This window comes from Streptomyces aquilus (genome assembly GCF_003955715.1).
In the GTDB taxonomy this organism is placed as follows: Bacteria; Actinomycetota; Actinomycetes; order Streptomycetales; family Streptomycetaceae; genus Streptomyces; species Streptomyces aquilus.
Genome location: NZ_CP034463.1, coordinates 7,524,136 through 7,549,651 on the forward strand (window position 1 = coordinate 7,524,136; position 25,516 = coordinate 7,549,651).

12 protein-coding genes, 1 tRNA gene and 3 rRNA genes are annotated in these 25,516 nt (G+C 66.6%); 13 read left to right on the top strand and 3 right to left on the bottom strand.

Annotation, left to right across the window (positions count from 1 at the left end; translation table 11 throughout):
• Positions 1 to 28: 28 nt before the first annotated feature.
• Together dapB and EJC51_RS34775 are read left to right on the top strand one after the other, a co-directional pair.
• Positions 29 to 781: a 4-hydroxy-tetrahydrodipicolinate reductase gene (dapB, locus tag EJC51_RS34770; protein ID WP_126274673.1), complete on the top strand. Its 753-nt coding sequence runs from the start codon at positions 29 to 31 to the stop codon at positions 779 to 781.
• A gap of 7 nt (positions 782 to 788) precedes the next feature.
• Positions 789 to 1,241: a tetratricopeptide repeat protein gene (locus tag EJC51_RS34775; protein ID WP_126274674.1), complete on the top strand. Its 453-nt coding sequence runs from the start codon at positions 789 to 791 to the stop codon at positions 1,239 to 1,241.
• Positions 1,242 to 1,329: 88 nt separating this feature from the next.
• Here the strand turns inward: EJC51_RS34775 and EJC51_RS34780 are convergent, their stop codons facing one another.
• Positions 1,330 to 1,884, bottom strand: coding sequence for a PH domain-containing protein (locus EJC51_RS34780; protein ID WP_126274675.1), 555 nt, complete (start codon positions 1,882 to 1,884; stop codon positions 1,330 to 1,332).
• 90 nt (positions 1,885 to 1,974) lie between these two features.
• A complete protein-coding gene (locus EJC51_RS34785; protein WP_207924903.1) occupies positions 1,975 to 2,214 on the bottom strand; it encodes a hypothetical protein in 240 nt (79 codons plus the stop codon).
• Positions 2,215 to 2,413: 199 nt separating this feature from the next.
• Here EJC51_RS34785 and thyX point away from each other — a divergent pair, with 199 nt between their 5' ends.
• From thyX to EJC51_RS34830, 8 genes are all read left to right on the top strand, one after another.
• Positions 2,414 to 3,154, top strand: coding sequence for an FAD-dependent thymidylate synthase (thyX, locus tag EJC51_RS34790; protein WP_126274676.1), 741 nt, complete (start codon positions 2,414 to 2,416; stop codon positions 3,152 to 3,154).
• 211 nt (positions 3,155 to 3,365) lie between these two features.
• A complete protein-coding gene (dapA, locus tag EJC51_RS34795; protein WP_097269616.1) occupies positions 3,366 to 4,265 on the top strand; it encodes a 4-hydroxy-tetrahydrodipicolinate synthase in 900 nt (299 codons plus the stop codon).
• A gap of 156 nt (positions 4,266 to 4,421) precedes the next feature.
• A complete protein-coding gene (locus tag EJC51_RS34800) occupies positions 4,422 to 6,107 on the top strand; it encodes a ribonuclease J (RefSeq protein ID WP_126274677.1) in 1,686 nt (561 codons plus the stop codon).
• A 513-nt stretch (positions 6,108 to 6,620) separates the two neighbouring features.
• A 16S ribosomal RNA gene (locus tag EJC51_RS34810) occupies positions 6,621 to 8,146 on the top strand.
• A gap of 310 nt (positions 8,147 to 8,456) precedes the next feature.
• Positions 8,457 to 11,577 (top strand): 23S ribosomal RNA (locus EJC51_RS34815).
• Between the two features lie 113 nt (positions 11,578 to 11,690).
• A 5S ribosomal RNA gene (gene rrf, locus EJC51_RS34820) occupies positions 11,691 to 11,807 on the top strand.
• The 16S, 23S and 5S rRNA genes sit together here, the layout of an rRNA operon.
• A gap of 114 nt (positions 11,808 to 11,921) precedes the next feature.
• The gene (locus tag EJC51_RS34825; protein ID WP_126277251.1) at positions 11,922 to 12,584 is read left to right on the top strand and encodes a DegT/DnrJ/EryC1/StrS family aminotransferase; all 663 of its coding nucleotides are present in this window, start codon (positions 11,922 to 11,924) and stop codon (positions 12,582 to 12,584) included.
• Positions 12,585 to 12,660: 76 nt separating this feature from the next.
• Positions 12,661 to 12,736, top strand: a tRNA-Thr gene (locus tag EJC51_RS34830).
• A gap of 45 nt (positions 12,737 to 12,781) precedes the next feature.
• Here EJC51_RS34830 and EJC51_RS34835 read toward each other — a convergent pair.
• Positions 12,782 to 15,532 (bottom strand): SpoIIE family protein phosphatase, encoded by a 2,751-nt coding sequence (locus EJC51_RS34835; protein ID WP_126274678.1) that lies wholly within the window; start codon positions 15,530 to 15,532, stop codon positions 12,782 to 12,784.
• Positions 15,533 to 15,917: 385 nt separating this feature from the next.
• On the opposite strand from EJC51_RS34835, the gene EJC51_RS34845 reads away from it, so the two are divergent.
• The 3 genes from EJC51_RS34845 (at position 15,918) to EJC51_RS34855 (ending at position 25,348) form a co-directional block, all read left to right on the top strand.
• On the top strand, positions 15,918 to 21,380 hold the full coding sequence (locus EJC51_RS34845; RefSeq protein WP_126274679.1) for a HAMP domain-containing protein: 5,463 nt from the start codon (positions 15,918 to 15,920) through the stop codon (positions 21,378 to 21,380).
• 430 nt (positions 21,381 to 21,810) lie between these two features.
• Positions 21,811 to 22,500, top strand: coding sequence for a response regulator (locus EJC51_RS34850; RefSeq protein WP_097269627.1), 690 nt, complete (start codon positions 21,811 to 21,813; stop codon positions 22,498 to 22,500).
• Positions 22,501 to 22,624: 124 nt separating this feature from the next.
• Positions 22,625 to 25,348, top strand: coding sequence for a DNA translocase FtsK (locus tag EJC51_RS34855; RefSeq protein WP_126274680.1), 2,724 nt, complete (start codon positions 22,625 to 22,627; stop codon positions 25,346 to 25,348).
• The last annotated feature ends 168 nt before the right edge of the window (positions 25,349 to 25,516 follow it).

Below are 25,516 nucleotides of genomic sequence, written 5' to 3' on the forward strand. Positions count from 1 at the left end.
TGGCTGTTCTGGCTTAAGGAAGCAAGAGATGAGCAAGCTGCGCGTGGCGGTCCTCGGTGCCAAGGGCCGGATCGGCTCCGAGGCGGTCAAGGCCGTCGAGGCCGCCGAGGACATGGAGCTGGTCGCCGCCCTGAGCCGGGGCGACAAGCTGGAGACCCTGGCCGAGACGGGCGCCCAGGTCGCCGTCGAACTCACCACGCCGGCCTCGGTGATGGACAACCTCGAGTACTGCGTCGGCCACGGCATCCACGCCGTCGTCGGTACGACGGGCTGGACCGACGAGCGCCTCGCGCAGCTGAACGGCTGGCTGGCGGCGTCCCCGGAGACGGGCGTCCTCATCGCGCCCAACTTCTCCATCGGCGCCGTCCTGAACATGAAGTTCGCGCAGATCGCCGCCCCCTACTTCGAGTCGGTGGAGGTCGTCGAACTCCACCACCCGAAGAAGGTCGACGCGCCCTCGGGCACCGCCACGCGCACGGCCCAGCTCATCGCCGAGGCCCGCCGCGCAGCCGGCACGGCCCCGGCCCCCGACGCCACCGAGACGGCCCTGGACGGCGCGCGCGGCGCGGACGTCGACGGCGTGCCCGTCCACTCCGTCCGCCTGCGCGGTCTGCTGGCCCACCAGGAGGTCCTGCTGGGCGGCGAGGGCGAGACGCTGACGATCCGCCACGACTCGCTCCACCACAGCAGCTTTATGCCCGGCATCCTGCTGGGCGCCCGCAAGGTGGTCACGACCCCGGGCCTGACCTTCGGTCTGGAAAACTTCCTGGACCTGGGCTGACACCACCATGCGCGCGAAGCTGTCCTACGCCATAACGGCCGCCGTCCTGGTCTTCTACTTCGTCCTGGTCGGCAGCCGCGGTGTCATGCTCATCCAGTCCGGCACCCTCATCACCGTCACGTTCGGCGTGGCGGTGCTGATCCTGCCGGTCATCGGCCTGTGGTTCCTGTGGAAGAACACCGAGTTCGTCCGCAAGGCCAACCGGCTCGCCGCCGAACTCGACGCCGAAGGCGGCCTGCCCGTCGACGAGTTGAGGCGCCTGCCCAGCGGCCGCATCGACCGCGACTCGGCCGACGAGGTCTTCGCCCGGCGCAAGGCCGAGACCGAGGCCGAACCCGACGACTGGCGCAGCTGGTTCCGCCTCGCCGTCGCCTACCACGACGCCCGCGACACCCCGCGCGCCCGCAAGGCGATGCAACGCGCGATCGCCCTGCACGACGGCAAACCCGTCCAGGCCTGAAACGCCGCACGCCGAAGGGGCCGGCCCGCACTCAAGCGGACCGGCCCCTTCGTTGTCTTCGTTGTCTTCGGTGTCTTCGGCCGGCGACTCAGCCCCGCTGATACTCCGCGCCCCACGCCTCCACCGAGTCCGCGGCCCGGTCGAACGCCTCGGTCCGCCCCAGGAAGTCCGCGTTGTGCGTGGTCAGCAGCGGCGAGGTGTCCTCCGCCGCGCGATCACGGCGTACGACGGTCAGCGCCTGCCCCTGAACGGTCCGCGGCAGGCCCAGCCAACGCACCGGCTGCTGCACCGTCCGCACGGCGACGACCTGCTCCCACCGCACGGTCCGCGTGCGGAAGAACCCGACATGGCGCACCCCGCGGGCACTCACCCACACGCCCACCCGCAGCAACCGAAGCGACACGGCGATGACGGCCAGCGCGGCGCCGAAGACCACACCACCCTCGGACACCGAGCCGGTCAGGGCGATGATGACCGCCGCGAACAGCACGTACGACGCGAGCAGCAGCAGAAGCGCCGCCGTACCCACCCGCCAGGGGCCGGGGCGGTACGGGCGCCGCCAGTGGTCGCGGTCGTCGAAGGGCAGCGCGATGTCGTCGGCTGTCTCGAAGGCGCGGTCGGCCGCCAGGAAGGGCAGGGGCACGGCTGGTCCTCACTCAATGCATGCGCGGGCTGTGCCCGGTGAGGCTATCCGTCAGTGTCCCCACGAGCCACCTTTGGGGGCTCGGATGAGTCAGTGTCCTTGGGAGGCCTGTGACTGCTGGGTGTCCGCGGCGGAGTGATCGACGGTCAGCGCCGGCATCCCGAGCACCAGGGAACCCACCAGCGCGGCGATGATGGTGACCCCCAGCAGCCAACGCCCGGCTATCTGCCCGGCCGAGGACTTCTCCCGGGGCGGGGGAGTGACATTGCTGCGGAACCTGTCGGCCTCGGCGACGAAGGCGAACGGGACGGGCTCACGCCGGCTGAACATCAGCGAGACGCTCCTCTCAAGCTCGAACAAGTGACTGTTGTTGATACAGACGCACGAGTGCCCGAAAAGGTGCCCTGATGCCCCGAATTCACGGAACTTCACCGAAGATGTCGCGTCCCGGCACCGAACGCCCCGATGTCAGTGCCGGGCCGTAGAGTGGGCGCCGCCCGAGAGAAGTGATGGAAGGACCCTCCGAGCCGTGACCGACACCCCAGTCGACGACCTCAAGCCCAGCTTCCGCAGCGATGTCAGCGTCGAGCTGGTGAAGCACAGCGCGGCCGACTCCGACGTGCTGTGGGCCGCCCGTGTCTCCACCGCCGGCGAGCAGTCCCTGGACGAGCTGAAGAAGGACCCCGAGCGCTCCAAGGGCCTCATCAACTACCTGATGCGGGACCGGCACGGCAGCCCGTTCGAGCACAACTCGATGACCTTCTTCATCAGCGCCCCGATCTTCGTCTTCCGCGAGTTCATGCGGCACCGCGTGGGCTGGTCGTACAACGAGGAGTCCGGCCGCTACCGGGAGCTCCAGCCCGTCTTCTACGTCCCCGGCGCCGACCGCAAGCTCGTCCAGGAGGGCCGCCCCGGCAAGTACGTCTTCGTGGAGGGCACCGAGGCCCAGCAGGAGCTGGTCTCCCGCACCATGGAGGACTCCTACCGGCAGGCGTACGAGGCCTACCAGGAGATGCTCGCCGCCGGCGTCGCCCGCGAGGTCGCCCGCGCGGTCCTCCCGGTCGGCCTGTTCTCCTCGATGTACGCCACGTGCAACGCCCGCTCGCTGATGCACTTCCTCGGCCTGCGCACCCAGCACGAACTGGCGAAGGTCCCGTCCTTCCCGCAGCGCGAGATCGAGATGGTCGGCGAGAAGATGGAGGCCGAGTGGGCCAAGCTCATGCCGCTCACGTACGCCGCCTTCAATGCGAACGGCCGTGTGGCGCCGTAACGCACCCGCGTTCCCCGACCGGGCACAGATGTACGGTTCAGCCTCGCGAGGTGTCCGTATTGCGGCATTTGGAGAAGTTCATCTAGCCTGATCAAACGGACCCGGCACTGCTTGAACCCCCGAGCAGGCAGTGCCGGGCTCCACCTTTGTCATGACTTTTCGCGCCCCCCGAGGGCAGACCACGTCTTGAGCAGCGAGTAGCGTGTTACCCATGGCTCCGACCTCCACTCCGCAGACCCCCTTCGGGAGGGTCCTCACCGCCATGGTCACGCCCTTCACGGCGGACGGCGCACTCGACCTCGACGGCGCGCAGCGGCTCGCTACCCACCTGGTGGACGCAGGCAACGACGGCCTGATCATCAACGGCACCACCGGTGAGTCGCCCACCACCAGCGACGCGGAGAAAACGGACCTCGTACGAGCCGTACTGGAGGCGGTCGGCGACCGGGCCCACGTCGTCGCCGGCGTCGGCACCAACGACACCCACCACAGCCTGGAACTGGCCAAGGCCGCCGAACAGACCGGAGCCCACGGCCTCCTGGTGGTCACGCCGTACTACAACAAGCCTCCGCAGGAAGGCCTGTACCGGCACTTCAAGGCCATCGCCGACGCCACCGAGCTGCCGGTCATGCTCTACGACATCCCCGGCCGCAGCGGCGTCCCGATCAACACCGAGACGCTGGTCCGGCTCGCCGAGCACCCGCGCATCGTCGCCAACAAGGACGCCAAGGGCGACCTCGGCCGCGCCAGCTGGGCCATCGCCCGCTCCGGCCTCGCCTGGTACTCCGGCGACGACATGCTGAACCTGCCGCTCCTCTCCGTGGGCGCGGTCGGCTTCGTCTCGGTCGTCGGCCATGTGGTGACCCCGGACCTGCGCGCCCTCGTGGACGCCTTCGTCTCGGGCGACGTCCAGAAGGCCACGGAGATCCACCAGAAGCTGCTCCCGGTCTACACCGGCATGTTCCGCACCCAGGGCGTCATGACGACGAAGGCCGCGCTCGCCCTCCAGGGCCTGCCCGCCGGACCGCTGCGCGCCCCCATGGTGGAACTCGCTCCGGAAGAGATCGAGCAGCTCAAGATCGATCTTGCCGCCGGCGGGGTACAGCTCTGACAACAGACTTCGCGCGCCCCCGGCGCGCAACGGACTTCACAACTGAATACGCGGGCCACCGGTGCCCGCACCACACAACGACAACTGCTACACGCACGAACGTCATGCGCGCCACGTGCCCTGCCGGTACGTGGCGCGTGTGGTGAGGAGAGTCTTTTGAGTCATCCGCATCCTGAACTCGGCCCGCCTCCGCCGCTTCCCGAAGGCGGCCTGCGCGTCACCCCACTCGGCGGTCTCGGTGAGATCGGCCGAAACATGACGGTCTTCGAGTACGGCGGCCGCCTTCTGATCGTCGACTGCGGAGTGCTCTTCCCCGAGGAGGAGCAGCCCGGAATCGACCTGATCCTGCCGGACTTCTCGTCCATCCGGGACCGTCTCGACGACATCGAGGGCATCGTGCTCACGCACGGCCACGAGGACCACATCGGTGCCGTCCCGTTCCTGCTCCGCGAGAAGCCGGACATCCCGCTGATCGGTTCCAAGCTGACCCTCGCGCTGATCGAGGCGAAGCTCCAGGAGCACCGCATCCGCCCGTACACCCTTGAGGTGGTGGAGGGGAACCGCGAGCGCATCGGCCCCTTCGACTGCGAGTTCGTCGCGGTCAACCACTCCATCCCCGACGCCCTCGCCGTGGCGATCCGCACCCCCGCCGGCATGGTGGTCCACACCGGCGACTTCAAGATGGACCAGCTCCCGCTGGACAACCGTCTGACGGATCTACACGCGTTCGCACGTCTGAGCGAGGAGGGCATCGACCTCCTTCTCTCCGACTCCACGAACGCCGAGGTCCCTGGATTCGTCCCGCCCGAGCGCGACATCTCCAACGTCCTGCGCCAGGTCTTCGCCGGCGCCCGCAAGCGGATCATCGTGGCCAGCTTCGCCAGCCACATCCACCGCATCCAGCAGATCCTGGACGCCGCCCACGAATACGGCCGCAGGGTCGCCTTCGTCGGCCGCTCGATGGTCCGCAACATGGGCATCGCGCGGGACCTCGGCTACCTGAAGGTCCCGCCGGGTCTGGTGGTCGACGTGAAGACCCTGGACGACCTCCCCGACAGCCAGGTGGTCCTCGTCTGTACGGGTTCACAGGGCGAGCCGATGGCGGCCCTGTCCCGCATGGCCAACCGGGACCACCAGATCCGCATCGTCTCCGGCGACACGGTGATCCTGGCGTCGTCCCTGATCCCCGGCAACGAGAACGCGGTCTACCGCGTGATCAACGGCCTGACCCGCTGGGGCGCCAACGTCGTCCACAAGGGCAACGCCAAGGTCCATGTCTCGGGTCACGCCTCCGCGGGCGAGCTGCTGTACTTCTACAACATCTGCCGCCCGAAGAACCTGATGCCGGTCCACGGCGAATGGCGCCACCTGCGGGCCAACGCCGAGCTCGGTGCCATGACCGGCGTCCCGCACGACCGGATCGTCATCGCCGAGGACGGCGTCGTCGTCGACCTGGTCGCGGGCAAGGCCAAGATCTCCGGCAAGGTCCAGGCGGGTTACGTGTACGTCGACGGCCTTTCGGTCGGCGATGTGGGCGAGCCGGCGCTGAAGGACCGCAGGATCCTCGGTGACGAGGGCATCATCTCGGTCTTCGTCGTCATCGACTCGTCGAGCGGCAAGATCACGGGTGGCCCGCATGTCCAGGCCCGTGGCTCGGGTATCGAGGACTCGGCGTTCGCCGACGTCATCCCGAAGGTCAAGGAGGTCCTGGAGCGCTCGGCGCAGGACGGCGTGGTCGAGCCCCATCAGCTCCAGCAGCTGGTGCGGCGGACCCTCGGCAAGTGGGTCTCCGACACGTATCGCCGCAGGCCGATGATCCTCCCGGTGGTGGTGGAGGTCTGACGGTCCGTCGGCCCTCGTACGCGTGAACCTGGAGCGGGGCGCCTCGATTTGCATCGAGGCGCCCCGCTCCAGTACGTTTACGGCTCCACCTGAACGGGAACCCGGCCGCCTCGCGTGCTGGAACCAGTCCCCGAAGCGGGTGGGAATTCCGACTCAGAACTTCTGATAAAGTCGGAGCCGCCGGAAAGGGAAACGCGAAAGCGGAAACCTGGAAAGCACCGAGGAAGTCAGAACCGGAAACGATCTGATAGAGTCGGAAACGCAAGATCGAAGGGAAAAGCCCGGAGGAAAGCCTGAGAGAGTCTCTCGGGTGAGTACAAAGGAAGCGTCCGTTCCTTGAGAACTCAACAGCGTGCCAAAAATCAACGCCAGATTAGTTGATACCCCGTCTCCGGCCGGTCATCGGTTGGGGCGAGGTTCCTTTGAAACAACACAGCGAGGACGCTGTGAACCATCGGATCATTCCTCCGGTGGTTCCGCTCTCGTGGTGTTCATCCCGATTACGGGAAAACATTCACGGAGAGTTTGATCCTGGCTCAGGACGAACGCTGGCGGCGTGCTTAACACATGCAAGTCGAACGATGAACCACTTCGGTGGGGATTAGTGGCGAACGGGTGAGTAACACGTGGGTAATCTGCCCTTCACTCTGGGACAAGCCCTGGAAACGGGGTCTAATACCGGATACCACTTCCACTCGCATGGGTGGGGGTTGAAAGCTCCGGCGGTGAAGGATGAGCCCGCGGCCTATCAGCTTGTTGGTGAGGTAACGGCTCACCAAGGCGACGACGGGTAGCCGGCCTGAGAGGGCGACCGGCCACACTGGGACTGAGACACGGCCCAGACTCCTACGGGAGGCAGCAGTGGGGAATATTGCACAATGGGCGAAAGCCTGATGCAGCGACGCCGCGTGAGGGATGACGGCCTTCGGGTTGTAAACCTCTTTCAGCAGGGAAGAAGCGAAAGTGACGGTACCTGCAGAAGAAGCGCCGGCTAACTACGTGCCAGCAGCCGCGGTAATACGTAGGGCGCAAGCGTTGTCCGGAATTATTGGGCGTAAAGAGCTCGTAGGCGGCTTGTCACGTCGGGTGTGAAAGCCCGGGGCTTAACCCCGGGTCTGCATTCGATACGGGCTAGCTAGAGTGTGGTAGGGGAGATCGGAATTCCTGGTGTAGCGGTGAAATGCGCAGATATCAGGAGGAACACCGGTGGCGAAGGCGGATCTCTGGGCCATTACTGACGCTGAGGAGCGAAAGCGTGGGGAGCGAACAGGATTAGATACCCTGGTAGTCCACGCCGTAAACGGTGGGAACTAGGTGTTGGCGACATTCCACGTCGTCGGTGCCGCAGCTAACGCATTAAGTTCCCCGCCTGGGGAGTACGGCCGCAAGGCTAAAACTCAAAGGAATTGACGGGGGCCCGCACAAGCAGCGGAGCATGTGGCTTAATTCGACGCAACGCGAAGAACCTTACCAAGGCTTGACATACACCGGAAACGGCCAGAGATGGTCGCCCCCTTGTGGTCGGTGTACAGGTGGTGCATGGCTGTCGTCAGCTCGTGTCGTGAGATGTTGGGTTAAGTCCCGCAACGAGCGCAACCCTTGTCCTGTGTTGCCAGCATGCCCTTCGGGGTGATGGGGACTCACAGGAGACCGCCGGGGTCAACTCGGAGGAAGGTGGGGACGACGTCAAGTCATCATGCCCCTTATGTCTTGGGCTGCACACGTGCTACAATGGCAGGTACAATGAGCTGCGAAACCGTGAGGTGGAGCGAATCTCAAAAAGCCTGTCTCAGTTCGGATTGGGGTCTGCAACTCGACCCCATGAAGTCGGAGTTGCTAGTAATCGCAGATCAGCATTGCTGCGGTGAATACGTTCCCGGGCCTTGTACACACCGCCCGTCACGTCACGAAAGTCGGTAACACCCGAAGCCGGTGGCCCAACCCCTTGTGGGAGGGAGCTGTCGAAGGTGGGACCAGCGATTGGGACGAAGTCGTAACAAGGTAGCCGTACCGGAAGGTGCGGCTGGATCACCTCCTTTCTAAGGAGCACTTCTCACCAACTCCGGTTGGTCAGAGGCCAGTACATCGGCGAACGTTCGATGCTGGTTGCTCATGGGTGGAACGTTGATTATTCGGCCAGGACCTCGGGTCGGAGGCTGCAAGTACTGCTCGCAAGAGCGTGGAACGCATGATCTCCGGACGGGAACTGGCCGGGCACGCTGTTGGGTGTCTGAAGTAACGGCCGCAAGGTTGTGCTTCGATGCCGGCCCCAGTGAACTCGCCGAGTGTGGCGGGGTGATGGGTGGCTGGTCGTTGTTTGAGAACTGCACAGTGGACGCGAGCATCTGTGGCCAAGTTTTTAAGGGCGCACGGTGGATGCCTTGGCACCAGGAACCGATGAAGGACGTGGGAGGCCACGATAGTCCCCGGGGAGTCGTCAACCAGGCTTTGATCCGGGGGTTTCCGAATGGGGAAACCCGGCAGTCGTCATGGGCTGTCACCCATACCTGAACACATAGGGTATGTGGAGGGAACGCGGGGAAGTGAAACATCTCAGTACCCGCAGGAAGAGAAAACAACCGTGATTCCGGGAGTAGTGGCGAGCGAAACCGGATGAGGCCAAACCGTATGCGTGTGAGACCCGGCAGGGGTTGCGTATACGGGGTTGTGGGATCTCTCTTCTGTTGTCTGCCGGCGACAGGGCGAGTCAGAAACCGTTGATGTAGGCGAAGGACATGCGAAAGGTCCGGCGTAGAGGGTAAGACCCCCGTAGTCGAAACGTCAGCGGCTCGTTTGAGAGACACCCAAGTAGCACGGGGCCCGAGAAATCCCGTGTGAATCTGGCGGGACCACCCGCTAAGCCTAAATATTCCCTGGTGACCGATAGCGGATAGTACCGTGAGGGAATGGTGAAAAGTACCGCGGGAGCGGAGTGAAATAGTACCTGAAACCGTGTGCCTACAAGCCGTGGGAGCGTCGGAACACAGCTTGCTGTGTTCTCGTGACTGCGTGCCTTTTGAAGAATGAGCCTGCGAGTTTGCGGTGTGTTGCGAGGTTAACCCGTGTGGGGAAGCCGTAGCGAAAGCGAGTCCGAATAGGGCGGTTTAGTAGCGCGCTCAAGACCCGAAGCGGAGTGATCTAGCCATGGGCAGGTTGAAGCGGAGGTAAGACTTCGTGGAGGACCGAACCCACCAGGGTTGAAAACCTGGGGGATGACCTGTGGTTAGGGGTGAAAGGCCAATCAAACTCCGTGATAGCTGGTTCTCCCCGAAATGCATTTAGGTGCAGCGTCGTGTGTTTCTTGCCGGAGGTAGAGCACTGGATAGGCGATGGGCCCTACCGGGTTACTGACCTTAGCCAAACTCCGAATGCCGGTAAGTGAGAGCGCGGCAGTGAGACTGTGGGGGATAAGCTCCATGGTCGAGAGGGAAACAGCCCAGAGCATCGACTAAGGCCCCTAAGCGTACGCTAAGTGGGAAAGGATGTGGAGTCGCACAGACAACCAGGAGGTTGGCTTAGAAGCAGCCACCCTTGAAAGAGTGCGTAATAGCTCACTGGTCTAGTGATTCCGCGCCGACAATGTAGCGGGGCTCAAGCGTACCGCCGAAGTCGTGTCATTGCAGCAATAGGGCCAACGCCTGCTGTGATGGGTAGGGGAGCGTCGTCTGCCGGGTGAAGCAGCCGCGGAAGCGAGTTGTGGACGGTTGACGAGTGAGAATGCAGGCATGAGTAGCGATTCACACGTGAGAAACGTGTGCGCCGATTGACTAAGGGTTCCTGGGTCAAGCTGATCTGCCCAGGGTAAGTCGGGACCTAAGGCGAGGCCGACAGGCGTAGTCGATGGATAACCGGTTGATATTCCGGTACCCGCTGTGAAGCGTCAAACATTGAATCCAGTGATGCTAAGGCCGTGAAGCCGCCCCGGAGCCTTCGGGCAAAGGGGAGTGGTGGAGCCGCTGACCCGATCTGGTAGTAGGTGAGTGATGGGGTGACGCAGGAAGGTAGTCCATCCCGGGCGGTGGTTGTCCCGGGGTAAGGGTGTAGGCCGAGTGGTAGGCAAATCCGCCGCTCATTAAGGCTGAGACCTGATGCCGAGCCGATTGTGGTGAAGTGGATGATCCTATGCTGTCGAGAAAAGCCTCTAGCGAGTTTCATGGCGGCCCGTACCCTAAACCGACTCAGGTGGTCAGGTAGAGAATACCGAGGCGTTCGGGTGAACTATGGTTAAGGAACTCGGCAAAATGCCCCCGTAACTTCGGGAGAAGGGGGGCCACGCTTGGTGAGAGGACTTGCTCCTCGAGCTGGGGGTGGCCGCAGAGACCAGCGAGAAGCGACTGTTTACTAAAAACACAGGTCCGTGCGAAGCCGTAAGGCGATGTATACGGACTGACGCCTGCCCGGTGCTGGAACGTTAAGGGGACCGGTTAGTGACCTTTCGGGGTTGCGAAGCTGAGAACTTAAGCGCCAGTAAACGGCGGTGGTAACTATAACCATCCTAAGGTAGCGAAATTCCTTGTCGGGTAAGTTCCGACCTGCACGAATGGCGTAACGACTTCTCGACTGTCTCAACCATAGGCCCGGTGAAATTGCACTACGAGTAAAGATGCTCGTTTCGCGCAGCAGGACGGAAAGACCCCGGGACCTTTACTACAGTTTGATATTGGTGTTCGGTTCGGCTTGTGTAGGATAGCTGGGAGACTGTGAAGCTCGGACGCCAGTTCGGGTGGAGTCGTCGTTGAAATACCAGTCTGGTCGTGCTGGATGTCTAACCTGGGTCCGTGATCCGGATCAGGGACAGTGTCTGATGGGTAGTTTAACTGGGGCGGTTGCCTCCTAAAGAGTAACGGAGGCGCCCAAAGGTTCCCTCAGCCTGGTTGGCAATCAGGTGTTGAGTGTAAGTGCACAAGGGAGCTTGACTGTGAGACCGACGGGTCGAGCAGGGACGAAAGTCGGGACTAGTGATCCGGCGGTGGCTTGTGGAAGCGCCGTCGCTCAACGGATAAAAGGTACCCCGGGGATAACAGGCTGATCTTCCCCAAGAGTCCATATCGACGGGATGGTTTGGCACCTCGATGTCGGCTCGTCGCATCCTGGGGCTGGAGTCGGTCCCAAGGGTTGGGCTGTTCGCCCATTAAAGCGGTACGCGAGCTGGGTTTAGAACGTCGTGAGACAGTTCGGTCCCTATCCGCTGTGCGCGTAGGAGTCTTGAGAAGGGCTGTCCCTAGTACGAGAGGACCGGGACGGACGAACCTCTGGTGTGCCAGTTGTTCTGCCAAGGGCATGGCTGGTTGGCTACGTTCGGGAGGGATAACCGCTGAAAGCATCTAAGCGGGAAGCCTGCTTCGAGATGAGGACTCCCACCCACTTGATGGGGTAAGGCTCCCAGTAGACGACTGGGTTGATAGGCCGGATCTGGAAGCACGGTAACGTGTGGAGGTGACCGGTACTAATAGGCCGAGGGCTTGTCCTCAGTTGCTCGCGTCCACTGTGTTAGTTCTGAGGCAACGACCGTTGCCGGTTTTTTGAGCAGAACGCATCACTAATAACTACAGAGTGTGCTTGTTCGCTCGAAACCATTAGGGTTTCGGTGGTCATAGCGTGAGGGAAACGCCCGGTTACATTCCGAACCCGGAAGCTAAGCCTTACAGCGCCGATGGTACTGCAGGGGGGACCCTGTGGGAGAGTAGGACGCCGCCGAACAATTCTTCAAAGGGTTGGATCCTGAACTTCGGTTCGGGGTCCAACCCTTTTTTGTTCTGCGTCACTTGAAGTTCACGTTGCGCAAGGAGCATCCGCAGCATGGGTACTGCTGCAATGCTCAGGGCCGCCGGCGTCGGAGTCGGTGACGAGGTCGTCGTGCCGGCCTTCGGGAACGTCGAGGTGGCCGAGTCGGTCGTGTTGGCCGGTGCGCTTCCGGTGTTCGCCGACATAGATCCGGTGACGTACTGCCTCGACGTGGCTGCCGTCGAGGCGGCCGTAACTCCCCGGACGGCGGCCGTGGTTGTCGTACATCGGTTTGGGCGCCGGGCCGACATCGCGGCGCTGCACGGTGTCGGGCAGCGGCATGGGCTGCTGGTGCTGGAGCAGGGGGAGTCCGAGGCACCGTACGACGAGGTGGCTCAGCGGCGGGAGCGGGCCGCTTATCTCGATGGGAAGTTGAAAGGGGTCCGGACCCCTGACGGCGGGGACGGGCACACCTACCAGCAGTACGTCGTGCGGGTGCCCGGGAACGGGCGGCCCGATCGGGATGCTTTTGCTCGGGCCCTGCGTGGGCGGGGAGTTGAGTGCCGGGTGCCGGTGAAGACTCCTGTGCACCGACTGCCCGAGTTCCGGCGGTGTGTGTCCTTGCGGGAGACGGAGTTGGCGGCGGACGAGACGCTGGCTCTCCCTGTCGACGCCTCGCTCACCAAGCGGGACATGCAGCGGGTCGTGGGTGCCTGTAATGCGCTCGGCGGGCTGCTTCAGGCCGCCTTCTGATCGGGTTTGGAAGCACGGGTCTGTTCGGGCTATGATCTATTCCGTTGCCGCGAGGGAAACCTCGAAAAAGCAACAGGCCCCCTTAGCTCAGTCGGCAGAGCGTCTCCATGGTAAGGAGAAGGTCAACGGTTCGATTCCGTTAGGGGGCTCCAACTGAAAGGCCCCGCCCAATGGGCGGGGCCTTTTGCGTACCCTTCTCAGTCCTTGTGCAGGCCGGGGACACGCATCGCGAGGATCGCCATGTCGTCGGACGGGGCGTCCGAGGCGAAGCGCTCGACCGCGCGCATGACGCGGGCCGCGACCGCGCCGGCCGTCAGGCCCGTGCAGGTGGTGAGGACGTCCGTGAGGCCGTCGTCGCCCAGCATGCGGGTGCCCTCGCGGCGTTCGGTGACGCCGTCCGTGACACAGAGGAGGACGTCGCCCGGGTCCAGGGTGACCGACTGCTCGTACAGCTCCAGGTCCTCGATGACGCCCAGGAGCGGCTGCGGCTCGGCGGCCGGTTCGACCGTGCCGTCCTGGCGCAGGCGGAGCGGGAGGGGGTGGCCGGCGCAGACGACCTTCATCTCGGCGCTGCCGTCCTCCTGGGGGCGCATCTCGCCGTAGAGGAGGGTCAGGAAGCGGCTGCGGGCGCCCTCGTCGAGGATCGCGGAGTTGAGGCGCTCCAGGACCGCCGGGCCCGACAGACCCTCCCTGGCGAGCAGGCGGAGGGCATGCCGGGCGAGGCCCGTCACCGCCGCCGCGTGGGGGCCCGTACCGCAGACGTCGCCGATGGCGAAGCCGTAGACGCCGTCGCGGATGGGGAAGACGTCGTAGAAGTCACCACCGACCTCGTTGCCTTCGCCGGCCGCGCGGTAGATGACCTCGACCTCGATGCCCTCGATCGCGGGCTGCTCGGGGGGCAGGAGGCTGCGCTGGAGGGACTGGCTGATGGCTGTGCGCTCGGAGTAGAGGCGGGCGTTGTCGAGGGCCAGGGCGGCTCTGCGGCTCAAGTCCTCCGCCAGCTCCAGGATTTCCTGGCGGAAGTGTTCGTCGGTGGGCTTGCCGAGGGTCAGCATGCCGATGACGCGGTTGCGGGCGACGAGGGGGAGGACGACTGTTTCGCCGCCCACGGCCGACGCGGTGGCCAGGGTGGGGCCGATGCCTGTGCTGAGGCGGCCGATCGGCTCGCCCAGGCCGAGGCTGCGCATGGAGGTGCGCAGGGCCGCCTGGTGGGCCGCTTCGGCGGGGGCCGACCAGACGCGGGCACCCGGGGTGGGGACCGGGTCGGGCGGGGAGATCTTCGAGAGCAACGACTTGATGCCGTCGATGAGTTCCTCGTCCTCGTGGAGGACGTACGACAGATACGGCTCCGAGGCCTGGTCGGCGATCGTGTAGACCGCGCACCAGGTGGCGAGGGTCGGGACCGTCATCTGGGCCATCAGGGCCAGCGTCTGGTCGCGGTCCAGGGTGCCGGCGAGGAGGTCGGAGGCCTCGACCAGGAAGCTGAGAGAGCCTCGGCGCAGCCGTTCCAGTTCGCCGAGGCGGGCCGATTCCACTGCCAACGCGATGCGGTCGGCGGCGAATTGGAGGCGCAGTGCCTCTTCGTTCGAGTATCTGCCAGGGGCCTCGGCGGCGACGCCCAGGGAGCCGGTGAGGCGGCCCTCGACCTTCAGGGGGACCGTGACGACCGAGCGCATGCCGGTGCCGCTGAGGAGGGGGACCGCACCCGGGACCGCCGACAGGTCGTCATGGACGGCCGGCATGCGCGCCGAGCCGTAGCGGCCGGGGCCCGCTTCGACGGGCACGCGCGCGAAGCGCTGGCGGGCGGAGGGGAGGCCGGTGGAGGCGCGGACCTCCAACTCCGTTTCGTCGTCGGTCGCGAGGAGCAGGAAGGCGGAGTCGCCGTCGAGCATGTCGCGGGCGCGCTCCACCGTGCGCTGGAGGAGGCCGTCGAGGTCGTCCGGGGCCGGCGAGCCGATGAACACCTCGAAGGGGTCGGCGCTCTGGCCGTCGGCGGTGGTGGACGTGTCGGACGTGGGGATGCGCGACGGGGTCTGGAGGACCGCGCGTTCGTGGTCGCGGACCAGGAGGCAGACCGTGGACGGCTCGCCGCCGGTGTCGCGGACGCGGAGGTGGGAGGCGTACACCGGGGTGACGCGGCCGTTGGCGCCGCGGATGCCGTAACTGCCTTCCCAGCGCGAGAGTTGGAGGGCCTCGGCGATGCCGGTGCTGGTGCCCGGGGTGTGCGGCCAGGCCGCGAGGTCGGTCAGGGGCTTGCCGGTGACCTGTTCGGCCGGGTAGCCGAAGAGTTCCTCCGCGTCCTCGTTCCAGGCCGTGATGGCCGCCGTACGGTCGATCTGGACGACCGCCACGCGGACGCGGCCGTCCGCGAGGGGGAGGAGGTCCGCGGGGAGGGACGGGCCGGCGGCGCGGGTGCCCACCGGGCGCTCGGGGAGGTCGAGCTGGAACCAGACCTGCTTGTGCGTGGGCGTGTAGTCGACGCCCCAGCGGCCCGCCAGGGCGGCGCACAGCTGGAGTCCGCGGCCGCCCTCGCGGTCGGGGCTGCCCATGGTGGCGGGGTGGCCCTGGAGGGGGATCTCGCGTTCGGGATAGCGGTCGGCGACCTCGATCCGTACGCCGTCGTCGCTGCGTAGACACAGGACGTCCGCGGCGGTGCCCGCGTGCACCACCGCGTTCGTCACCAGTTCGCTGGTGAGGACCACCGCGTCGTCGACGATGTCCGCGAAGCCCCAGCCCTGGAGCGTGTCGCGGACGAAGGAGCGGGCGCTCGCGACCGATCGCCCGACGGGCTCGAAGCTGGCGGCCGCGCGCGCGGTGATCACTGAACTCCTCGTCCGGTTGTCGGCATGCAGGGCTCCGTGGCCGACCGGCTCGTGCCGCTGGTGCGGCAGGCCGTCCGTCGGCCGGCGGTCCGGGGGGTGTCCCCCCGGGATCAGTCCGGTGGTCATGTTGTGCGGCCGCCCCTCCGATGCCCGCTCGTACTCGTGCCACCGCCCAGGCCGGACGGACCGGCGCGGCTGGACAGCCGCATGCAAGGTTACTTACCTTCCCCGTCCATGCGGATGCCGGTCACCAGTGTTTTGTATCCGTCCGGAGGGTGTGCGGACGATGTGCGAAGCTGCCGAACTGTTATGGCCGGGTTCAGCCAGGGTGAAACACTGGGCAAGCTTCTTGTGAAGGTCCGGGCAGGCCGGGTGTCATCTGCCGCGAGTGGGCAGCAGCCCGTGATGCGGCCTGGTATATCCGGCACGGGTACACAGCGGCATTAACCGGTACGTCGGGCAGTAGTACCGGAGCACAGCAGTAACGGTCGACCCCTGCGGGAGGGACACAGTGGAGTCTGGCGCAGCGACGCGGGGCACTAAGACGCGCGCGAAAGGCGGACAGTCCCTGAACAACCAGCGCAAACCGCGCGGCGGGACCACCGCGGTGGACACGGCCGCCCTGAACCGACTGCTGGCGGCCCTGGTGTCGATGCGGGACGGGAACTTCCGCAAGCGGCTCACGGTGTCCGGCGACGGCGTGTTGTCCGAGATCGCGGCGGTTTACAACGAGGTGGCCGACCGTAATCTGCATCTCACGGGTGAGCTGTCCCGGGTGCGGCGGATGGTGGGCCGTGAGGGCAAGCTCACAGAACGGCTGGAAATCGGTGCCTGTGAGGGGTCGTGGCTGACGGCCATCGACGCCTCCAACGCCCTGGTCGACGATCTCGTACGACCCGTCTCCGAGGTCGGCCGGGTGCTCTCCGCGGTCGCGGAGGGTGATCTGTCGCCCCGTATGGAGCTGCGGACGCAGGCGCCGGACGGGAGCGGGCATCCGCTGCGCGGGGAGTTCCTGAAGGTCGGGCGGACCGTCAACAACCTGGTCGACCAGCTGTCGACGTTCACCGACGAGGTCACGCGCGTGGCCAGCGAGGTGGGCACCGAGGGCAAGCTGGGCGGGCAGGCCAAGGTGCGCGGGATGTCGGGTTCGTGGAAGGACCTCACGGACTCGGTCAACACCATGGCGTACCGGCTGACGGCTCAGGTGCGGGACATCGCGCTGGTGACGACGGCCGTGGCCAAGGGTGATCTGTCCCGCAAGGTCACCGTTCACGTCGCCGGCGAGATGCTGGAGCTGAAGAACACCGTCAACACGATGGTGGACCAGCTGTCGTCCTTCTCCTCCGAGGTGACCCGCGTCGCGCGCGAGGTGGGCGTCGAGGGCGAGCTCGGCGGGCAGGCGCAGGTGCCCGGTGTGGCCGGTGTGTGGAAGGACCTCACCGATTCGGTGAACCTGATGGCCGGCAATCTGACGGCCCAGGTGCGCGGGATCGCCCAGGTGACGACGGCCGTGGCCAGCGGCGATCTGTCGCAGAAGGTGACCGTGTCGGCGCGGGGCGAGGTCGCCCAGCTCGCGGACACGATCAACCAGATGACCGAGACGCTGCGGATCTTCGCGGACGAGGTCACGCGCGTGGCCAACGAGGTCGGTGCCGAGGGGCAGCTCGGCGGGCAGGCGAACGTGCCGGGTGCGGCGGGGACGTGGAAGGACCTCACCGATTCGGTGAACACGGTCTTCCGGAACCTGACCATCCAGGTGCGGGACATCGCGGCCGTGACGACCGCTGTGGCCAGCGGTGACCTGTCGCAGAAGGTCACGGTCGACGTGGCCGGCGAGATGCTGGAGCTGAAGAACACCGTCAACGGGATGGTGGACCAGCTGTCGGCGTTCGGCGCCGAGGTCACGCGGGTGGCGCGTGAGGTCGGTGTCGAGGGTGAGCTGGGTGGGCAGGCGCAGGTGCCCGGGGCCGCCGGCACCTGGAAGGACCTCACCGACTCCGTCAACACGGCGTTCCGGAACCTCACCGGACAGGTGAGGAACATCGCTCAGGTGACCACGGCCGTGGCCAACGGTGACCTGTCGCAGAAGGTCACCGTCGACGTCTCCGGCGAGATGCTCCAGCTGAAGAACACCGTGAACACGATGGTGGACCAGCTGTCGGCCTTCGCGGACCAGGTGACACGGATGGCCCGGGACGTGGGCACCGAGGGCCGCCTGGGCGGTCAGGCCGTCGTACCCGGTGTGTCGGGTACGTGGAAGGAGCTCACCGACTCCGTCAACTTCATGGGTGGCAACCTCACCTCGCAGGTGCGGCAGATCGCCCAGGTGACGACCGCGGTGGCGCAGGGTGACCTGTCCCAGAAGATCGACGTCGACGCGCGCGGCGAGATCCTGGAGCTGAAGAACACCATCAACACGATGGTCGACCAGCTGTCCGCCTTCGCGGAGCAGGTGACGCGGGTGGCCCGCGAGGTGGGTACCGAGGGCCGCCTCGGCGGTCAGGCGCAGGTGCCCGGCGTCGCCGGTGTGTGGCGGGACCTGACGGACTCCGTGAACGGCATGGCGTCCAACCTGACCGGCCAGGTGCGCAACATCGCGCAGGTCGCCACCGCGGTGGCCCGGGGTGACCTGTCCCAGAAGATCACCGTGGACGCGCGCGGCGAGATCCTGGAGCTGAAGAACACCCTGAACACGATGGTCGACCAGCTGTCGTCCTTCGCCGAAGAGGTCACGCGCGTGGCGCGCGAGGTGGGTACCGAGGGCATCCTCGGCGGTCAGGCCGAGGTGCAGGGGGTCTCCGGCACCTGGAAGGACCTCACGCAGTCCGTGAACTTCATGGCGAACAACCTGACGATTCAGGTGCGCAACATCGCCGAGGTCACGACCGCGGTCGCCAAGGGCGACCTGTCGAAGAAGATCACCGTCGACGCCAAGGGCGAGATCCTCGAACTCGTCAGCACCGTCAACACGATGGTGGACCAGCTGTCGTCCTTCGCCGAGCAGGTGACCCGGGTGGCCCGCGAGGTGGGCACCGAGGGCATCCTGGGCGGTCAGGCCCATGTGCCGGGCGTTGTCGGCATCTGGAAGGACCTCAGCGACAACGTGAACCTGATGGCCAACAACCTGACCATGCAGGTGCGGAACATCTCCCAGGTGGCGTCCGCGGTCGCCAACGGCGACCTGACGCGGACCGTGACGATCGAGGCGCGCGGTGAGGTCGCGCAGCTCGCCGACACCTTCAACACCATGGTGAAGACGCTGAGTTCGTTCGCCGACCAGGTCACCAAGGTGGCCCGCGAGGTGGGTACGGACGGCATCCTCGGCGGACAGGCGCGGGTGCCCGGTGTGGCCGGTACCTGGAAGGACCTCACCGAGTCCGTGAACCAGATGGCGTCCAACCTGACCGGTCAGGTGCGGAACATCGCCATGGTGACCACGGCCATCGCCAAGGGTGACCTGACGAAGAAGATCGACATCGACGCGCGCGGCGAGATCCTGGAGCTGAAGACCACCATCAACACGATGGTCGACCAGCTCTCCTCGTTCGCCGAGGAGGTCACCCGAGTCGCCCGCGAGGTGGGTACCGAAGGACAGCTCGGCGGCCAGGCACGCGTGCGTGACGTCGACGGCACCTGGCGGGACCTCACCGAGTCCGTGAACGAGATGGCCGGGAACCTGACCCGGCAGGTGCGTGCCATCGCGCGCGTGGCGACCGCGGTGACCCGCGGCGACCTGAACCTGAAGATCGACGTGGACGCGTCCGGGGAGATCCAGGAACTCCAGGACTACATCAACAAGATGATCGCCAACCTGCGCGACACCACGATCGCCAACAAGGAGCAGGACTGGCTGAAGGGCAACCTGGCCCGCATCTCCGCGCTGATGCAGGGCCGCCGCGACCTCGCGGACGTCGCCTCGCTGATCATGAGCGAGCTGACTCCGGTCGTCTCCGCGCAGCACGGCGCGTTCTTCCTCGCGATGCCCCTTGTCGACGGCAAGGACGCCGGCGCCGACCAGGAGGACTCGTACGAGCTGCGCATGCTCGGGTCGTACGGCTACTCCATGGGCTCCATGCCGACGTCCTTCCGGCCGGGGGAGGCGCTCATCGGGACGGCCGCGCAGGAGAAGCGCACGATCCTCGTGGAGAACGCGCCCAGCGGCTATCTGAAGATCTCCTCCGGGCTCGGTGAGGCGCCTCCGGCGCAAGTGATCGTCCTTCCGGTGCTGTTCGAGGGCAAGGTGCTCGGTGTGATCGAGCTGGCCTCCTTCACTCCCTTCACGCAGATCCAGAAGGATTTCCTCAACCAGATCGCCGAGATGATCGCGACCAGCGTCAACACCATCTCCGTGAACACCAAGACCGAGGTGCTGCTGAAGCAGTCGCAGGAGCTGACCGAGCAACTCCGTGAGCGGTCGGCCGAGTTGGAGAACCGGCAGAAGGCCCTCCAGGCGTCCAACGCCGAACTGGAGGAGAAGGCCGAGCTGCTGGCCCAGCAGAACCGCGACATCGAGGTCAAGAACACCGAGATCGAGGAGGCGCGGCAGGTCCTGGAGGAGCGGGCCGAGCAACTCGCCGTGTCCATGCGGTACAAGAGCGAGTTCCTCGCCAACATGTCGCACGAGCTGCGCACGCCGCTCAACTCGCTGCTGATCCTCGCCAAGCTGCTCGCCGACAACGCGGACGCCAACCTCACCCCGAAGCAGGTGGAGTTCGCCGAGACCATCCACGGGGCCGGTTCCGACCTGCTTCAGCTCATCAACGACATCCTCGACCTGTCGAAGGTCGAGGCGGGCAAGATGGACGTCTCGCCGACGCGCATCGCACTCGTGCAGCTCGTCGACTACGTGGAGGCCACCTTCCGGCCGCTGACCGCCGAGAAGGGCCTGGACCTGTCCGTGCGGGTCTCGCCGGAGCTGCCGGCCACACTGCACACCGACGAGCAGCGGCTGCTCCAGGTGCTGCGCAACCTGCTGTCCAACGCGGTGAAGTTCACCGACTCGGGCTCGGTCGAGCTGGTGATCCGGCCGGCCAGCGCGGACGTGCCGGTGCAGATCCGCGAGCAGCTCCTGGAGACCGGTTCGCTGCGGGACCCCGACGCCCCTCTGATCGCGTTCTCCGTCACCGACACCGGGATCGGGATCGCGGCCAGCAAGATGCGGGTGATCTTCGAGGCGTTCAAGCAGGCGGACGGCACGACCAGTCGCAAGTACGGCGGTACGGGCCTCGGGCTGTCCATCTCGCGGGAGATCGCCCAGCTGCTCGGCGGCGAGATCCACGCCCAGAGCGAGCCCGGGCGCGGCTCGACGTTCACGCTGTATTTGCCGCTGCACCCGAGCGAACTGCCGCCGCAGGGCTACCAGCAGCCCATGCCCGCCCTGGAGGCCGGTGAGCTGCTCGCCTCGGAGAGCAACGGGCTGTCCGAGGTGGAGGTCGAGACGCCGGCCGAGGTGCGGTCGTACCAGGAGACGCAGAACGGTGCCGCCGCGCTGTTCCGGCGTCGTCGCCGGACCCTGCCGGAGCTTGAGCAGCGGCCCGAGGAGCGGTGGTCGGCGACCGAGCAGAACCAGGCGACGGAGGTGCGGCGCGGTATCCGGTTCGGCGGCGAGAAGGTGCTCATCGTCGACGACGACATCCGCAACGTCTTCGCTCTCACCAGCGTCCTGGAACAGCACGGGCTGTCCGTGCTGTACGCCGAGAACGGCCGTGAGGGCATCGAGGTCCTGGAGCAGCACGACGACGTCACGGTCGTGCTCATGGACATCATGATGCCGGAGATGGACGGGTACGCGACGACGACGGCGATCCGCAGGATGCCGCAGTTCGCGGGCCTGCCGATCATCGCGCTGACCGCGAAGGCGATGAAGGGCGACCGGGAGAAGGCGATCGAGTCGGGCGCCTCGGACTACGTGACCAAACCGGTCGACCCCGATCACCTGCTCGCGGTCATGGAGCAGTGGATGCGGGGCGCGTGACGGGGCCGGCGCGGGGCCGCGGGGCGCGGGACCGTGCGGATCGTGTGGCGCGGGGCCTGCGCGGCCCGCGTGGCGCGGGCTTCGTGCGGAGCGTCGCGTGGAAGCGGTGCGGGAATCGTGAGGGGTGTGTGACGGGGCGGCGTGAGGGTCGCGTGACCGGACGGGTCGGGCTTCGCGGGGATGCTGGGGGAACCTTCTGTGTTCACGCGGAGTTGCTGACTCAGTGTGCTCGAAGCCGTGTAGAAGTACGGGATTCGGGGAACCTTCTGGTCTCCGCTTGCGTTTCTGCTACGTGCACAGTGACATCGCGGTGACAGGGTGTGGCGACGGGCGGGGTGCGGCTACCATGACCGGCACAAGGACGGGCGGCGAAAGGGAGTCGTCCTCAGGGGCGGCGCCCGGTGCACATCCGGGGCGAGGAGGGCGGGCCATGGTGCAGAAGGCCAAGATCCTCCTGGTCGATGACCGGCCGGAGAATCTGCTGGCGCTGGAGGCCATCCTCTCCGCGCTCGATCAGACACTGGTGCGGGCATCGAGCGGGGAGGAAGCGCTCAAAGCGCTGCTCACTGACGACTTCGCGGTCATTCTGCTGGACGTCCAGATGCCGGGCATGGACGGCTTCGAGACCGCCGCGCACATCAAGCGGCGGGAGCGCACCCGCGACATCCCGATCATCTTCCTCACCGCGATCAACCACGGCCCGCACCACACGTTCCGTGGTTACGCGGCCGGCGCGGTCGACTACATCTCCAAGCCCTTCGACCCGTGGGTGCTGCGCGCGAAGGTCTCCGTCTTCGTCGAGCTCTACATGAAGAACTGCCAGCTGCGGGAGCAGGCGGCGCTGTTGCGGCTCCAGTTGGAGGGCGGCACCGGCGGCAAGGCCCCGGCGGCCGGCGAGTCGAAGGAACCGGCGGGGCTGCTCGCCGAGCTGTCCGCGCGGCTCGCCGCGGTCGAGGAGCAGGCCGAGGCGCTGTCCAAGCAGCTCGACGACGAGTCGGCGGACGCGGCGGCCGTCGCCACGGCGGCGCATCTCGAACGCAAACTGACCGGTTTGCGGCGGGCGCTGGACGCGCTCGAGCCGGGCGCCGGGAGCACGTCGTCGGTGCCCTCCCAGAACTGAGGCCCGGGCACGGCCCAGTTGTGCGTGAGCACACGTCAGTTTCCCGCCCTCGCAAGGGCGACACGAACGGGTGAAGCACCCGCCACGCGTGTCCGTCGTCGCCTCCACCGGTAACCTCACCTCTATGGCCTCACGTCCCTCCGCTGCCAAGAAGCAGCCCGCGAAGAAGGCGGCGGCTCCGGCGAAGAAGGCCGCCGCGAAAAAGGCTCCGGCGAAGAAGGCGCCCGCCAGGAAGGCCGCGGCCAAGAAGGCCGCGCCGCCTCCGAGGCCGGCGCCGAACCCGACCGGCGGCATCTACCGGCTCGTGCGCGCCGTCTGGCTGGGCCTGGCGCACGCGGTGGGCGCGGTGTTCCGCGGCATAGGGAACGGCGCGAAGAACCTCGACCCGGCGCACCGCAAGGACGGCGTCGCGCTGCTGCTCCTCGGCCTCGCGCTGATCTGCGCGGCCGGCACCTGGTCGAACCTGCGCGGTCCGGTCGGCGACCTCGTCGAGATCATCGTGACCGGCGCCTTCGGCCGCCTGGACCTGCTCGTGCCGATACTGCTCGCGGTCATCGCCGCGCGCTTCATCCGGCACCCCGAGAAGCCCGAGGCCAACGGCCGGATCGTCATCGGCCTGTCCGCGCTCGTCATCGGCGTGCTCGGGCAGGTCCACATCGCGTGCGGCGCGCCCGCCCGCAGTGACGGCATGCAGGCCATAAGGGACGCCGGCGGGCTCATCGGCTGGGGCGCGGCGACCCCGCTGACGTACACCATGGGCGAGGTCCTCGCCGTACCGCTGCTCGTGCTGCTCACCGTCTTCGGGCTGCTCGTCGTCACGGCCACGCCGGTCAACGCCATTCCGCGGCGGCTGCGAGAGCTCGGTGTGCGGCTCGGGGTGGTGCACGACCCGGCCGTGGACGAGTTCGACGAGTTCTCCGCGGACGACGAGCGCTACGACGAGCAGTGGCGCGAGGCGCTGCCCGCACGCGCTCGTAAGCGCGCTGCGGCCCCCGGGGCGTACGACCCCGACAGCGCCGAGCAGGAGGCCCTCACGCGGCGTCGTGGCCGCCCCAGGCGCTCCGCGGTGCCGCAGCCCGACATGGACCGGCAGATGGACGCCGTGGACGTCGCCGCGGCCGCCGCCGCCGCGCTCGACGGCGCTGTGCTGCACGGGATGCCGCCGTCGCCGATCGTCGCCGACCTCACCCAGGGGGTCAGCGTCGGGGACCGCGAGGACACCACGCCTACGCCGGTACCGACGCCGAGCCCCGTGCCGTCGCCCGCCGCGCGTCCCAAGCAGGAGAGGCTGAAGGTCGAGGTCGCGGACCTCACCAAGCCCGCGCCCGAGGCGCCCGACGACCTGCCGCCGCGCGCCGAGCAGCTTCAGCTGTCCGGTGACATCACGTACTCGCTGCCGTCGCTCGACCTGCTGGAGCGTGGCGGACCCGGCAAGACGCGCAGCGCCGCCAACGACGCGGTGGTCGCCTCGTTGCAGAACGTCTTCATGGAGTTCAAGGTCGACGCGGCCGTCACCGGCTTCACGCGTGGGCCGACGGTCACGCGCTACGAGGTCGAGCTCGGCCCCGCGGTGAAGGTCGAGCGGATCACCGCGCTGACCAAGAACATCGCGTACGCCGTCGCCAGTCCCGACGTACGGATCATCTCGCCGATCCCCGGCAAGTCCGCGGTCGGCATCGAGATCCCGAACACCGACCGCGAGATGGTCAACCTCGGTGACGTGCTGCGGCTGGCCGCGGCGGCCGAGGACGACCATCCGATGCTGGTGGCGCTCGGCAAGGACGTCGAGGGCGGCTATGTGATGGCCAACCTCGCGAAGATGCCGCACGTGCTCGTCGCCGGAGCCACCGGTTCCGGTAAGTCGTCGTGCATTAACTGCTTGATCACTTCCATCATGGTCCGCGCGACCCCCGAGGACGTGCGGATGGTCCTGGTGGACCCCAAGCGCGTCGAGCTGACGGCGTACGAGGGCATTCCGCACCTGATCACGCCGATCATCACCAACCCCAAGCGGGCCGCCGAGGCGCTCCAGTGGGTCGTACGGGAGATGGATCTTCGGTACGACGACCTGGCGGCGTTCGGGTACCGGCACATCGACGACTTCAACCAGGCCATCCGCGACGGCAAGCTCAAGACGCCGGAAGGCAGCGAGCGGGAGCTGAAGACCTACCCGTACCTGCTGGTGATCGTCGACGAGCTCGCCGACCTGATGATGGTCGCGCCGCGCGACGTCGAGGACTCGATCGTGCGCATCACGCAGCTCGCGCGCGCGGCCGGCATCCACCTGGTGCTCGCCACGCAGCGGCCGTCGGTCGACGTCGTCACCGGTCTGATCAAGGCCAACGTGCCCTCGCGGCTCGCCTTCGCCACCTCGTCCCTCGCCGACTCCCGGGTCATCCTCGACCAGCCCGGCGCCGAGAAGCTGATCGGCAAGGGCGACGGGCTCTTCCTGCCGATGGGCGCGAACAAGCCCACCCGTATGCAGGGCGCCTTCGTCACCGAGGACGAGGTCGCGGCCGTCGTCCAGCACTGCAAGGACCAGATGGCGCCCGTCTTCCGGGACGACGTCACCGTGGGCACCAAGCAGAAGAAGGAGATCGACGAGGAGATCGGCGACGACCTGGACCTGCTGTGCCAGGCGGCCGAGCTGGTGGTCTCCACGCAGTTCGGCTCGACGTCGATGCTCCAGCGCAAGCTGCGGGTCGGGTTCGCCAAGGCGGGGCGCCTGATGGACCTGATGGAGTCGCGCGGGATCGTCGGGCCGAGCGAGGGATCGAAGGCTCGTGACGTTCTTGTGAAGGCTGATGAGCTGGATGGCGTGCTCGCGGTGATCCGCGGGGAGGCTTAAGGGGACGTCGCCTCCGGAAACGGGGCGCAAGGGTCACCTCGCGGGCGGGCGGGCCGCCGATGGGTGTTCGATCGTGACTCACCCGTAAGGGATCATTGAGCAACCGTTTCCCTTCGGCGTACGTCAAGTTGAGGGAAGCGAAAAGCTGCTGCTCCACCATCGGCGTGT

Coding starts and splice junctions, on each gene's coding strand:
- dapB (WP_126274673.1), top strand. CDS start 29: ATGAGCAAGCTGCGCGTGGCGGTCCTCGGTGCCAAGGGCCGGATCGGC.
- EJC51_RS34775 (WP_126274674.1), top strand. CDS start 789: ATGCGCGCGAAGCTGTCCTACGCCATAACGGCCGCCGTCCTGGTCTTC.
- EJC51_RS34785 (WP_207924903.1), bottom strand. CDS start 2,214: ATGTTCAGCCGGCGTGAGCCCGTCCCGTTCGCCTTCGTCGCCGAGGCC.
- dapA (WP_097269616.1), top strand. CDS start 3,366: ATGGCTCCGACCTCCACTCCGCAGACCCCCTTCGGGAGGGTCCTCACC.
- EJC51_RS34825 (WP_126277251.1), top strand. CDS start 11,922: ATGCTCAGGGCCGCCGGCGTCGGAGTCGGTGACGAGGTCGTCGTGCCG.
- EJC51_RS34835 (WP_126274678.1), bottom strand. CDS start 15,532: ATGACCACCGGACTGATCCCGGGGGGACACCCCCCGGACCGCCGGCCG.
- EJC51_RS34850 (WP_097269627.1), top strand. CDS start 21,811: ATGGTGCAGAAGGCCAAGATCCTCCTGGTCGATGACCGGCCGGAGAAT.
- EJC51_RS34855 (WP_126274680.1), top strand. CDS start 22,625: ATGGCCTCACGTCCCTCCGCTGCCAAGAAGCAGCCCGCGAAGAAGGCG.